Annotated in this window: 9 protein-coding genes; 4 read left to right on the forward strand and 5 right to left on the reverse strand. The window is 50.9% G+C overall.

Annotated features, from left to right (window positions below):
* Nucleotides 1–108: 108 nt before the first annotated feature.
* The 3 genes from HMPREF6485_RS09730 to HMPREF6485_RS09740 form a co-directional block, all read right to left on the reverse strand.
* Nucleotides 109–1,704, reverse strand: coding sequence for a tetratricopeptide repeat protein (locus tag HMPREF6485_RS09730; RefSeq protein ID WP_004346242.1), 1,596 nt, complete (start codon nt 1,702–1,704; stop codon nt 109–111).
* Nucleotides 1,705–2,085: 381 nt separating this feature from the next.
* Nucleotides 2,086–2,280 carry a hypothetical protein gene (locus tag HMPREF6485_RS09735; RefSeq protein ID WP_004346243.1) on the reverse strand — a complete coding sequence of 65 codons (195 nt, stop codon included), beginning with the start codon at nt 2,278–2,280 and terminating at the stop codon, nt 2,086–2,088.
* Between the two features lie 10 nt (nt 2,281–2,290).
* A complete protein-coding gene (locus tag HMPREF6485_RS09740; protein ID WP_004346244.1) occupies nt 2,291–5,854 on the reverse strand; it encodes a leucine-rich repeat domain-containing protein in 3,564 nt (1,187 codons plus the stop codon).
* A 406-nt stretch (nt 5,855–6,260) separates the two neighbouring features.
* On the opposite strand from HMPREF6485_RS09740, the gene HMPREF6485_RS09745 reads away from it, so the two are divergent.
* Nucleotides 6,261–7,388 carry an AAA family ATPase gene (locus tag HMPREF6485_RS09745; protein WP_004346245.1) on the forward strand — a complete coding sequence of 376 codons (1,128 nt, stop codon included), beginning with the start codon at nt 6,261–6,263 and terminating at the stop codon, nt 7,386–7,388.
* A 7-nt stretch (nt 7,389–7,395) separates the two neighbouring features.
* On the opposite strand, the gene HMPREF6485_RS09750 is transcribed toward HMPREF6485_RS09745, so the two are convergent.
* Nucleotides 7,396–7,992, reverse strand: coding sequence for a DKNYY domain-containing protein (locus tag HMPREF6485_RS09750; protein WP_004346246.1), 597 nt, complete (start codon nt 7,990–7,992; stop codon nt 7,396–7,398).
* A 279-nt stretch (nt 7,993–8,271) separates the two neighbouring features.
* Here HMPREF6485_RS09750 and HMPREF6485_RS09755 point away from each other — a divergent pair, with 279 nt between their 5' ends.
* Both HMPREF6485_RS09755 and HMPREF6485_RS09760 read left to right on the forward strand, forming a co-directional pair.
* Nucleotides 8,272–9,609 carry an FAD-dependent oxidoreductase gene (locus tag HMPREF6485_RS09755; protein WP_004346247.1) on the forward strand — a complete coding sequence of 446 codons (1,338 nt, stop codon included), beginning with the start codon at nt 8,272–8,274 and terminating at the stop codon, nt 9,607–9,609.
* A 652-nt stretch (nt 9,610–10,261) separates the two neighbouring features.
* Nucleotides 10,262–12,181, forward strand: a complete 1,920-nt coding sequence (locus HMPREF6485_RS09760) for a heavy metal translocating P-type ATPase (RefSeq protein WP_004346249.1) — start codon at nt 10,262–10,264, stop codon at nt 12,179–12,181.
* On the opposite strand, the gene HMPREF6485_RS09765 is transcribed toward HMPREF6485_RS09760, so the two are convergent.
* Complete coding sequence (locus HMPREF6485_RS09765) at nt 12,178–13,116, reverse strand: hypothetical protein (RefSeq protein WP_004346250.1); 939 nt, start codon at nt 13,114–13,116, stop codon at nt 12,178–12,180. The genes HMPREF6485_RS09760 and HMPREF6485_RS09765 overlap by 4 nt on opposite strands.
* A 54-nt stretch (nt 13,117–13,170) precedes the next feature.
* On the opposite strand from HMPREF6485_RS09765, the gene HMPREF6485_RS09770 reads away from it, so the two are divergent.
* Nucleotides 13,171–13,743, forward strand: coding sequence for a hypothetical protein (locus HMPREF6485_RS09770; RefSeq protein ID WP_004342296.1), 573 nt, complete (start codon nt 13,171–13,173; stop codon nt 13,741–13,743).
* The last annotated feature ends 32 nt before the right edge of the window (nt 13,744–13,775 follow it).

The following is a 13,775-nucleotide window of genomic DNA, read 5'->3' on the forward strand; positions in this document are numbered from 1 at the left end:
GGTGGAAAAATACAGACTTTGCTGTTTTCTTCTGTAGAAAATGGAATGCCGTTTGACTTCCCTCAATGCGCTCATTTAGAAATGTGCGCTGTTTGCCAAGACAGACATTTAGTTCACACCTGAATCTTTCACCTGCTTTCGGATATTGTAGCGCATCGTACGGATGCTACCATTGGAGACGCCCATAATGTGTGCTATCTCACTATCAGAATACCCTTTCTTGTTAAGGTAGAAGAAAATAGTGGGCTTGGCAGCAAGTCTCTCATCAAGCTCTGCAAAGTAATCGGAATCTACAAAACGAGCGTAGGCGATATACTTATCGAGTTCGGCCTTGCTCCATCCCTTCATCGTGGTGCTACCGGCTGCAATGACTTCAAAAGCAGACTTCCCTTCAACAACCTTATCTATCTGATTTTGGGAAATCTCCTTCACCTGTCCTTTGAGCTTGCCTATCTCGTGTGCCTGCCGATAGGTCTTCTGCTGCATCCGCCCCAACCGCTGGCGCGATGCACGGATATATTTTCTGGCCATAGAAAACACGAAAGTCGCCGTTGCCAAAACGACTACGGCAATAAGTGCCAAAGTAGTACGCGACTGCTTGCGGTGCTGCAATTCGAGCTGTTGGGCAAGGTATTCGCGCTCCATGACGACTGCTCTGTTGAGTTGCTGTGTATTTTGCCGTCTCACGACCACTTCCAGCGAATCAGCCCTGCGCCGGGTGGCGAGTTCTTTTTCCCCATCGCCGGAATCGCTATAATAGCGTGCGAGGCTATTAAGATATTGGGGCATGATGGCACGATAGCTTTTCCCATCCAGAAACAAAGAATCAGCCAACACCTTCGACCGCTGGAGATACCGCAGCGCGTCCTGCCCCCGAGATTCCATCCGTGCGACACGGGCAAGTCCGAGCAGAGCTTCCGGCAATCGTCCGTCTGCCAAAGGCGTATTCTCAAAATAGTATTTGGCTCGCTTCAGATCGTGATGTTCAAAATAGTATTTCCCAACACCCTCATTGAAGAGATCAAACCGATTGTCTTTGAACTTTACACGGTCGCGTATGACCTTTTGCATATAGTAGTCGGCACTATCATTCTGACCATCTTGCCGGTAAAGCGTGTAAATATTGTAATTGGAAACAATACATCCCACATCATCTTTTCGTTGGTTCATAAGAGCGACGACACGGTGCATATAGTTGATGGCCATGTCAAGGTTGCCCAACAATTCATAAACCGACCCCAACTGCTGATAAAGCCTTGCTTCAAATTCAGAATCGTCATCGGGCAATATCAGCCGAGCCTTCTCCAGTGCCACCATAGCCTCCACCGGTTTCCCATAACCGAGGTTGAACACCATCCCCTGCCAATAGTAGGCATCAACAAGTTTCTTGCTGTCGTGTTTTTCCAACAAATTCACGGCTGTGGTGATGGTCGAATCAAGTCCTTTCGGGAAATTCGCATTGGAATAAGCCATAAAGAACTGTGCTTTAGTTTTAGAGAGTAAGAGCTGTCCTGCCTCTTCTTCCGACGGACTACCGTGGGCAAAAACACTGTCCACCATGCGGTTCACCACCTCTGCCTGTTTCGGGTTAAACGAGTATTCATCAATACGCTGCAAGGTTTTATTGTGACGGTTACAAGCAGTCAGACTGAACATTATCAGGATGCCCGGCACAAGAGACAGATAGTTTTTAAAGAAACTCATCACGTATAAACAAAGTTTTCTGCAAAAATAATAAGAAAGAAGAATAATCAAAAGAAATAATCCAAAAAATTATCTTGCAGATCATGAAAATGATGCAGACAAATAAAAAAGACCCGTCCCGGCCAGAACGCTTTCCGGCAAGGACGGGAAGAGAGTGTTAAAATATACTCAAAGCAAAGACACACGACACATCGCGTGCAGCATTGTCTCTCGTAACACTTTGGTATTTCTTTGCAGCCAACTCCTCTCCAAAAGGAGGAGGGCAGAAAACATCATACTATTTCACTTTTCCGGGGCATGGCACAAAAGATGTCTACCCCTACAGATCGGGGGCTTCAGCAGAGCCCCCTTTCTGCTTTCTACCTATCAGGCGTAGCGACTTTACTCATCCCACAGATTATAATGTGGCAATTCGTCTGAGCCTTCACTGTCGAAGAAGTCGCCCGCCTTGCTATCTATCGGACGATTGGTGTCGTAGTCCTTGTCACCAACACCCGGACTGGCACTAATCATCAGGTTTTCACTTTTCGCCGTCACCACTTCGGTAACCGGCTGAATATATAGTTTCTTTTCCATGGTTTCCACATTATTTGATGATTACTTTCTTTCCTCCGTGGATGTACACGCCCTTCTGCGGTCTTTCCACGCGCTGGCCCTGGAGATTGTAGTAGGCATCGCGATCTACAGCCTCATCGGCGGCAACACCGTCAATAGCCGTGATCGTGCCATCGTCAAAGGTAAACATCACCTTTGCACCGGCAGGCAATGTGCCCAAATTGGCATACGCCTTGTGGACGGGGAAATTCGCAATGGTCGTTTTTGCCGGCAGGAACACCCCTCCCTGCATCACATAGACGGGCGAGGTGGGCGATGCGGCAACAGACCGGCTGTTGATAGTTACACCGGCCATCTTGTTGTCGGCGATGCTGAAAGTCCGGTCATCCTGTTCACCGATGGTATAGTAGAAGTCGGAAGGCGTAGCGGCCTCTTGACCGAGCACCTTCAGCAGCACACCCGTGCCGGCCGGTACATAGCCATAGTTGCCGTTCACACCGCCATTCTCGTCGATACTCGTCATGTGTACATGATAGGTGCTTGTGCCGTAGTCGCCGCCGCCCTTGAGAATGGCCGTCCCTGCCACAAAAGCAGCTATCTTGGTGGCTTGATAGTCGGAGAAGTCTACATCAAACTCACGGGCAAACGTGCCATATTTCGTGGCCACCTTGAAATCTTTCGCACCGTCGCCGGCAATCTTATAGTCCAAGGCTGAGGCATAGTCAGTCCATACACCCTTATAGGTATCGAGCTTTGACTTCTTCACGTAGATATTCTGCTCGCACGCGCCCACACCGGTTGCACCGCGGAAGAATTCGCTGAACGGAGCATCGAGTGAGAAGTAAGTCTTGGAAAGCTCTGTGGCGGGAGTGTTTCCGGTGAAGACCACTTGCTTGATGGATGTGCTCTCGGGACTGATGGTATTGGTGGCAGCCACGCGCTTCGTCTTCGTCACAAAAGCCATTGCACCGATATAGTCCACATCAGCTTTCACGACCACTTCCTTCATGTTCGGGTTGGCATTCTCAAAAGCATAGTCACCGATGAGTCCCACCTTATAAGTCTGGTTGTTATAGACCACTTCCTTGGGCAAGACAAAAGTCTGAACGTCTGCTGTAGTAGAGAGGAAGTCTACCGTATTGCCAGAAGTGGGAATGTATTCGTCAGTAGAGCTTGTTGTGCCCTCGGCATTGACGGTGAACGAGGGTTTCAGGGTGAACTTCTTCCAGAACGGGTCTGCCTGATACTGTGCCAACAGGCTCTTGCGCACATAGACGGTGATATGCTGTGAAGCCTTGTCGGAAGCCACAGTGCCGTCATCAAACGACATCGTGTTGGTGCCTTGGTTTATCTTGCTTGACGGTATCATCTTGTCGCAGAGCAGCGTCACTGTCTTCAAGGCCGGATTCAGTCCGAAGGCACGTATGCCAATAGTGTTCACCTTGGCCGGAATGACAATGTTGGTGAAGTTCGCACTGCCCTCATAGAAAGCGTAGTCGCCTATCTTGGTGATGGATGGCGGCAGCAGCGTGAAGTCGGTGCGAGCCTTGCCCGGAGGGAAGATGAGCAACTCATTCTTGCTCTTGTTCAGCAGGATGCCCTGCACACTGGAATATTTCGGGTTGGCAGCATCTACATTGATATTTGCCAACTTCGTGTCAAACTTGAAGGCTTCGGGATGAATGCTCGTGCAGCCTGCAGGAACATCCACACGCTCCAACACGTTGCAGTTCTTGAAAGCGTCTTTATTGATGGATTTCACACTCGCCGGTATCTTGACGCTCTTGATTCCGCTGTTCGAGAATGCTCCCTCACCGAAAGAGATCACCGTGCTGTTATCGTCGAAAGTCACTTTCTCCATAGAAGGAGTGTTGCCAAAGGCATTGGCACCGATATTGGTTACAGTAGCCGGGAAGTTGAATTCTTTCAGCTTGGGCAAATTGGCAAAAGCATCGCCTCCAATGGTCTTCAACTTACTGCTGCCCAGAAAATTAAAGTTCGTCAAGTTGTCGCATCCGACAAAGGCGTTGCTATATATTTGTTCAAGTTGTGAGCCGTCAGGGGCATTCACAATTTCCAAATTCTTGCATCCATTAAATGTATTACCTAAAATTTTCAGCGACTTCGGTAGCGTTATCGTTTTTAGTTCATAACACCATAGGAACTGCCTATCATGCATGTCTACAACTTTCGAAGGCTCTTCAAACGTAACCTTATTCAATTTGGTTTCCCTCAAAGCGTCAGCCCCTATTTCAGAAACACTTGTCGGTATCGTCAACGTAGTAAGCTTTGCACGCATGAAAGCCTGCTTCCCTATTTTGGTCACAGTATTCGGAATAGTGTATACTCCTTCGCGAGCCGGAGGATAAGCCAATAATGTCGTCTTATTTTTATCAAACAATACCCCATCCGCATCTGTGGAATAATTAGGATTAGCAGGATCTACAATATACTTTTTAAGAGAAAGAAAAGAATTGAATGTTCCTTCACCAATTGTAGTAAGTGTCTTGGGAATATAGATTTCCGACAAATTATAACAGGCTACAATAGAAAAATCTTTCAAAAAATCAACCTGATTAAAGTCTATTGATTTTAGAAAATTGTTACAATAAATGGCATATCCATACGGAATGGATGTGACTCCATCAGGAACTTTGAATGTGGCATTCGTTTTACCGGATGGGTAATAAATCAATTTCGTTTTATCCTTATTATATACCACGCCGTCTATACTGCAATAGGTGGCGTTGTTTGGATCCACCTCAATTTCCTTCAGCTCCAGAGGATGGTATGAAAAAGTCGGCCACTGATTCATATATATGTCATTAACAGATGCTGAAATAACCAGTTTTTGTAATGTCGAAGCTGGCCCTATTGCGTGCACATGAACCTTCTCTGTGTTGCTGTTAATCGTATAACTATTGCCTGTTGCTGAAAAATCTTTTCCAGAAGGCAAACATATCAATTCTTTATGCCCTTTAGTATAAAGCACACCATCATCCGAAATGAACGAAGTGTTACCCGAAGCAACAAGAATTTCCTTTAATTTGTCACAACTACTCATCAAGACATTTGCCCAAGAATCAATAGTCGTTACACTGGCGGGAAGTGTCAAAGAAGTGATACCCGAAAAAGCAAAACAATAATTTCCAAGCGTTGTAATGGTATTGGGCAGGTTTACCCCGGTAACAGTGTCATCCCACCTAATAGGATCATTTGAATCAAGTGCTCCTCCTATCTGCGTTACCGTAAAATAAACATCCTTTCCATCAAAAACCTTGGCGGGAATCGTCACGGTCCCTGATATGCCCTTTACATTGTAAACAGCTAACTTAGGATTAGATGCGCTGGCATCAATCACACGATAAGTGATGTGATCCTTAATGAAATACTCGCCCACCACGTAAGCACTCGCCGTGGCAGACACCATCAGCAAAGCAAGCAGGAGGACTACTGCGCGCAAGGAGCGCATAGCACAGCACACCGTCGATAGACGTAAAATAGGCTGTTGGTCGTTTAGTAGTTTTCTTTCCATATTTTTCAATATTTGGTTAATTAACTGCAGCTTTTCTCTATTTTCGTTATGAATCGTCATTCCTTTGCCGCCTAACTATAAAAACAAGAAGTGCCGTAATCACAGTGACAACGCTACAAAATTAGGAGAAAACGCTATTCGTATCAAAAAATAACGTCAAAAAAACAGTTCGACAACGAAAATGTGTCAAAGAAAAACGGAAGATTCTCTTTTTTCATAAACCTTAAACACCTGATAATCAATAACTATATGTCAAAATCGAAATTTTGACACGACAAAACGTTTAAAGATAAAAAATAAGACGGAGCAGCGTAAAAAGGCAAGACGGAAAATGCGCGGAGGCAGTGCTTCGTGACCGCCCCTTCATGATAAAAAGGTTAAAGATTATTATAATGCAATTATTATGATTGCATTATTGTGATATAATAATTATCTTTGCAATGCCACTTAATGACGGCAAACAAAGATGACAAACAATCCATTTATACTGCGCGGCTACGTGGCCGACGAATTTTTCTGCGACCGTGAACAGGAAACGGTCGACCTTATCGGGGAAGTGAGCAATGGCAACAACGTGACGCTCATCGCCCCACGGCGTGTGGGCAAAACGGGACTCATACTCCACACCTTCAACCGCCCGGAGGTGAAAGCCCGTTACTACACCTTCCTCATCGACCTCTATGCCACCAAGAACATCGAAGAAATGGTGCAGGAACTGGGCAAGAGCATTCTCAATGCCCTCAAGCCTCACGGCACCAAGGTGATACAGGCATTTGTCAACTGTCTGCGGTCGCTGCGCTCATCGGTCAGTTTCGACAGCAATGGCACCCCCTCTTGGAGCGTGGAGATTGGCGACATACAGACTCCCGATGTCACTCTCGACGAGATATTCCGCTATCTCAATTCGGCCGACCGCCCTTGCATTGTGGCCATCGACGAATTCCAAACCGTGGCCACCTATCCCGAAGGCAATGTGGAGGCCCTGCTCCGCACCCACGTACAGCACTGCCACAATGCCGCCTTCATCTTTGCCGGCTCCAAACGCAACATGATGAGCGAAATGTTTCTGAGCCACTCTCGTCCCTTCTACCAGAGCACGTCCATCAAGTCGCTTTCTCCCATACCATTGGAGAAATACGCTGCGTTTGCTTGCCGCCTCTTCGGTCGTCGGCAACTGCCCTCGGAAGTGGTGCAGGAGGTGTACGAACGCTTCGACGGCATCACATGGTATGTGCAACGCATGATGAACAAACTCTACGCCCTGACCGCCGAGGGTGAAACCGTCACTTCCTCGCGCACGGCCGATGCCTTGCGTGCCATCCTCGACGAGAGCGGTTTTGCCTACCAGTCACTGCTTTACCAACTGCCTGCCAAACAGAAAAGCCTGCTCATAGCCATCAGCAAGGCCGGCAAGGCACAATCAGTGCTCTCGTCGGCCTTTATCCGAAAATACCGCCTTTCCTCCACAAGTTCGGTGCAGTCGGCCTTGAAAGGTCTGCTCGAAAAGGATTTCGTCACTCTGGAAGAAGGGGCCTACGAGGTCTACGACAAGTTTTTCGCCTTATGGCTCAACCGCCGGAACGGCAGCATGTAACCCTGTGCTACCGCCCCACGCGCTTGCCTTGATAATAGGTGTCGAAAGCGTCTTCGCCATAGCCGCGGCCCAACACCTTGAAAGAATTGGCCGAAGCACCATCCACACGACGACCGCGATAGTAGACATTGAAGGCATCCTTGGCATAACCGCAGCCAAGGTCTTCAAACGATGAGGCGGAAGCTCCGCTCACCACACGGTCGCCATAGAACACATCGTGGGACGACTTGAAATAACGATTGTGACGAACAAACCGCCCGTCAAGACTCTCATAGTCTTCACACTCGTCGTCCATCCACCGCGGATAGTCACCGGGGCGGCGGGCCGACGGGCCATCGGTCAGCCGGAAAGTAGACGGATCCACAAACTCAAGCACCTCACCATTGAGATACACATGATAGCGGTCGACGGCATAACCGTGGCCGAGGATGCGAAACGAAGGAATGTCGACCATGGCGACCGGAGTCTGCCGGTAGTAGGCCTTGCCCCTCACCACAGAATAGGAGTCAGAGGAAGACGGCTGCGCAGCGGCTGTATGTGCCGTGAACAACAGCAAAGCCACCACAATGGAGAGAAAAAACGGATGTCTGTTGGAAGATTTCATAATATGTCGGTTTTTAAAAGTTGAATATCCATTAAATAAAGTCACCGGCCTGCCGTGGCAGTTGCCGAGAACCAATCACGATGCAAATGTACGCATAATATGCTAAAGACGGAAAGGAAAAAGCCTATAATAAGTGGGAGAATCCCTATCAAATAGACCTACACCCCCTAAAAGGAACTTTCCCATCCACCTGTTCGCGGGAAGGTAAGCCCCCCTTAGGGGGTAAGGGACTGTGGATCGGAAGACAAAAGAGATTATCATTCATCAATCAACAAACACATGGAGACAATAAAGACCCCAAATCTGATTATCGGTTTTGGTAAAGCCGGCAAGACACTGGCTGCCGACTTGGCCCGCCACGGCGAACGCGTGGTGCTGGCAGAAGAAAGCGCCCGCATGTATGGCGGGACATGTATCAACATCGGCTGCATCCCCTCGAAGAAACTCATCGTCGAGGGGCAACAGGGCAGCCGAACAGCCGACAAGGAGGCTGTGTTCTCGCAAGCCATGCAGGCCAAGGAGACTCTCACGACCAAACTGCGCGAAGCCAACTACCATAAAGTGGCCGACCTTACGGATGTGGATGTCATCAATGCGACTGCCGAATTTGTGGATGCCCACACGGTGAAGCTCACGGAAGCCGACGGTGAAAAACTCGTCGAGGCCGACCGCATCTTCATCAACACCGGTGCGTCGCCCCGCCGCCTCAACATTGAGGGGGCCGACGGCAACCGCATCTACGACAGCACAGCCATGCTCTCACTGCCCCAACGGCCCACACGGCTCATGATTGTGGGTGGAGGCTACATCTCGCTCGAGTTTGCCTGCATGTATCAGGCATTTGGCAGCCACGTGACCATTCTCGAAACAAGCGACACTTTTCTGGCCCGCGAAGACCGCGATGTGGCCGAAGAAATGCTGCGCGTGCTGACCGGGAAAGGCATCGATGTGCGCCTCGGAGCACGCACTGAGCGCTTTGTGGACAGCCCGGAGCACACCGCAGTGGTGACTACGGTCGGAACTTTCGAGGCCGATGCCGTGCTTGTGGGCATCGGCCGGCAACCCAACACGTCTCGGCTGCATCTTGAGCGGGCCGGCGTGGAAGTGGATGCACGCGGATTTATCGTCACCGACAACCGGCTACACGCCGCACCCCACATCTGGGCCATGGGCGACGTGGCAGGGAGTCCGCAGTTTACCTACATCTCGCTCGACGACTACCGCATCGTGAGCAGCCAGCTCTTCGGCAATGGCAGCCGAACCCGCGACAACCGGGGGGCCGTGGCCACAGCCGTGTTCACCACCCCTCCCCTCTCCCACATCGGACTCACCGAGACGCAGGCACGGGAGAAGGGACTCAACATCGTAGCGAAGAAAATGCCGGCTATGGCCATCCCCAAGGCTAAGGTGCTGGGACAGACCGACGGACTGCTCAAGGCAGTCGTCGATGCCGACACCGACGAGGTGTTGGGGGTGACGCTCTTCTGTGCCGAGTCGCACGAAATCATCAACCTTTTCAAGCCCATTATCGACCACCACATCAAGGCATCATACGTGCGTGACATGATTTTCACCCACCCCACAATGGCTGAAGGCCTCAACGACCTGTTTGCATAGTTCAGGAAAAGCGGGTGACAGCAGAACTATTTTTGTCCGCCTTTTTCACCCTACATTTGCAAACAGGCCACTTTTTTAGTATCTTTGCAGTAGCAAGGGGAGCGCGTAGGCGCTCCCTTTTTTTATTCCCAAGAGCCCCCCAACCCCCTAAAGGGGGCTTTTCCATCCGGCTGTAAGTAGCAAGTCGGCCCGAATGGGTTTCTAAAAGGGGCTCTTTTGCTTTCTCATTCGGCCCAAACGAGCTTCCAAGTGTGGGCGTTTTGCAAAGTCGTTTGGGCTTAGTGAGAAAATTGATGGAGCGAATAGGGCTAATGGGACAGATGGAGTTGGCTTGAAAAACGGGCGTTGAGAAAATCCATGTAAGGCTTTTTCTCAATCTCAGTAAGTTTTACGCTATAGGTCAAAAAACTATAACACACAATAGCCTCCAACCCCTAAAGGGGGGATTTTCCATTCCTCTGTTTGCAGGAAGATAAACCTCCCTTAGGTGGGTGGAGAGCTAAAACTTATAACTTTAATCCATATAACATAACTGCCGATTAGGATTTTATGCGTAACTTTGCCAACGCATGGTAGATGGGAGCCGAATGGGCGACGCTCTTTCTCTTCCCCAACAGCCAAGACAAAGAAACAATATAAAATCAAAGGATCAATGAAAAAGACAATACCGGTGGTGGGCATGGCCTGTTCGGCCTGCTCAGCCAATGTGGAGCGCAAGCTCAATTCGCTTGAAGGCATCAGTTCTGCTTCGGTGAATCTGGCAGGACGGTCGGCACTCGTCGACTTCGACCCGACCCAAATCAGTCTTGAACAGATGAAAAAGGAAATCAGCGACATAGGCTACGACCTTGTGATAGAAGCCGACCGCTCGGTGGAAGAAATAGAAAAGCGGGAGTACATCCTCCTGCGGCGCAAGACGTTGCTCTCATGGGTGTTTGCCCTGCTGGTGATGAGTGTGTCGATGGGTTGGGCGGGCATCACCGACCGCCACGTGGCCAACCAACTGTCGCTCATCCTTGCTTTGTGCAACATGCTCTATTGCGGTAGGCAATTCTATGTCTCGGCATGGAAACAACTCACCCACCTCACCGCCAACATGGACACACTCGTGGCCCTCTCGACCCTGATAGCCTTCCTTTTCAGTGCCTTCAACACATTTTGGGGCGATGCAGTGTGGGGAGTCCGGAGCATCGAATGGCACACCTATTTTGACGCTTCGGTGATGATCATCACCTTCGTGCTCACGGGCCGCCTGCTCGAAGAAAAAGCCAAAGACGGCACGGCTTCAAGCATACGCCAACTCATGGGCATGGCTCCCAAGACGGCCCACATCGTGGATGGAGACAGCGTGGAGGAAGTGCCCCTGTCGACGATAGAGAAAGGCGACATGCTCGAAGTGAGGGCGGGCGAGAAAGTGCCGGTCGACGGGGAGGTGACATGGGCCGAAAGCTTCATGACTCCCGACGCAGCCTACGTGGATGAAAGCATGATTACCGGCGAACCCACACCGGCCGAGAAGCGTCAAGGCAGCAAGGTGCTGGCCGGGACCATCCCCAGTCAGGGCAAATTCCGCATGAGAGCTTTGCAGATAGGTGAAGAGACGGCTTTGGCGCACATCATCCGCATGGTGCAGGAGGCACAAAGTTCGAAAGCTCCTGTGCAGCGGTTGGTGGACAAAGCAGCACTGGTGTTCGTGCCCGTGGTGGGCAGCATCGCCCTCATCACGTTTCTCGCATGGTGGCTCGCGGGTGGCAATGCCTATCTGCCACAGGCCGTCATGAGTGCAGTGGCCGTGCTGGTGATAGCCTGCCCCTGCGCCATGGGACTGGCCACGCCCACGGCACTCATGGTGGGCATAGGCAAAGCGGCTGAACGGCAGGTGCTCATCAAAGACGCTTCGGCTCTGGAGCGGCTGCGCAAGGTAGATGCCGTGGTGATTGACAAGACGGGCACGCTCACGCTGCCCAACCGGAGTGTCGACTTCACCAAGTCGGACGACCTACCGCCGGAACAGCGCGAAACGCTCAAACCATACGCCCGGGAGGCGATGGAGGAGTTGCAGAAAAAGGGAATAGAGATATACATGATGAGTGGCGACAAGGAAGAGGCCGCCCGCTACTGGGCCGACAAAGCCGGCATCAGGCACTATAGAAGCCAAGTGCTGCCGCAGGACAAAGAGAATATGGTGAAACGCCTTCAGGCCGAAGGCAAGACGGTGGCAATGGTGGGCGACGGCATCAACGACACACAGGCGTTGGCACTGGCCGACGTGGGCATGGCCATAGGGCGCGGCACCGATGTGGCCATGGACGTGGCACAGGTGACACTCATGGGCGACGACCTGCGGAGCATACCCGAAGCTGTGACGCTGAGCAGAAAAACAGTGCGAATGATATGGGAAAACCTCTTCTGGGCTTTCGTCTACAATATTGTCTGCATCCCCTTGGCAGCCGGAATCCTCCGCCTCTTCGGCATCGACTTCCAGATTACACCGATGTGGGCCTCGGCCCTAATGGCCTTCTCGAGCGTGTCGGTGGTGCTCAACTCGCTCAGGCTCAGGCTGACGCACTAAGGTTGGGGCACGGGATAGTCGTATTGGCCAAAGTACCGGGGCGTGTGGTTGTCGTTATACCACACGCCTTCTACGTTGAGCCCAAGGGAGAATGACTTATTCACATGATATATAACGCCCGCTCCCACGACATTGGCACCGGGCACCCCCATGCCGCCAATGCCCATAAGGCCCATGCCGCCGAGCCAATAGGCGGCCACGGGAGAGCAGCCATAGCCGTAGCGGTCATAACCATAACAGCCGGGACGGTCGTAATAATAGTGCCCGTAATTGTCTGCCAGTGAGAGCTGTCCGTAGGCGTAGGCCTCCCAATGGTCGTTGAACCGATAGCCAAGCATGGCGTACAGACCGACATCGCGATAGGAATCGCTGCCCCAGAAGGTGTTGTTGAAATAACCACCGCCGGCCAGCCACAACTTGCCGTCTTTGGTGAGGGGCGAGAGATAGGCGGCGCTGATGGTCTGGGCGAAGCCTCCCCGATGGGGTGCATACTTGCCGAAAGTGGCAAAGGCCGAGAGGCCTACCGAGACATTGAGCCCCCGATGCAGTCCCCATCCGTAGGTTTGGATGGATTCCAGCACCGGAATTGTGGCAGCAGAAGAGCCCGGATGCACCGTTTCCAGGGCCGACGACCGCTCCCCAACCTGTGCTACTGCCGACAGCGGAGCGGAGACCCGCCCATCCATCTTCACCGGTTTGCCGCCATACACGGTGGGGTCGCCATTCACAAAGAGGGTGTCGCCCGGCAGAATCCACTCCTCACGCGGGTCGTCGGGACTGTGGAGCGGGCCACGGCCCACACGCTGCGCCTGCAAAGGCAGGCACAAGACAGCCGTCATCAATATGCATGAAAACTTCTTCATGTGTGCAAATTTAAACAAATTGATGTGAAAGCCAAGAACATCGGAATTAAAAAAACTGAATTTCTTTGGCATCTTAACCTTTTTATATTACTTTTGCCGTGATTTAAACAAAAAGATTCGAAGTTTATGAAGAAGATTTTGATTTTTTCGCTGATGGCTTTCGGAATGTTTGCAACACCCGTTTTGGCCCAAAACCGAACCCAAAAAGCCAAGACCACCGTGGCAGGAAAGGCCCGCAAGTTTTGGGACAATGCCAAGAAATCGGTGCAGTCTACCACCGAGCAAATCAAAGACGAACTGGGCATAGACAACACCGACCACGATGCATTGCGCCGAAAATACATGCCCATCTACACCGACAACCTCTATAAAGGAGGCGATGCCAACCAACTGATTCAGGCCTGCCGGGAGATATTCTACCAGAAATATCCCAGCAGCTACATCCAGACATCGGTCATTCCGCAGGACACGTGGAAGAGCGAACCGGTGAAGGAACATGGCAGCATTGTGGGCTATCTGCAATCGATGTATTGCTATGTGCTGGCCAAAGACGGCAACGACGGATATATCAATGCCGAATTTACCTTCCAACGCTACAAGCGCGTGGGCGAAGCCTACGAACATGTGGAGGGCAAGTGGCCGGGAATGACCCGGGTGGACATCCTCACACCCGAGATTTACGACAAAATCAAGGACTAAAATAAGGTAAGGGGACATCTGACTATCTACAA

The sequence above is a fragment of the Segatella buccae ATCC 33574 genome, assembly GCF_000184945.1.
Taxonomy (GTDB): Bacteria; Bacteroidota; Bacteroidia; order Bacteroidales; family Bacteroidaceae; genus Prevotella; species Prevotella buccae.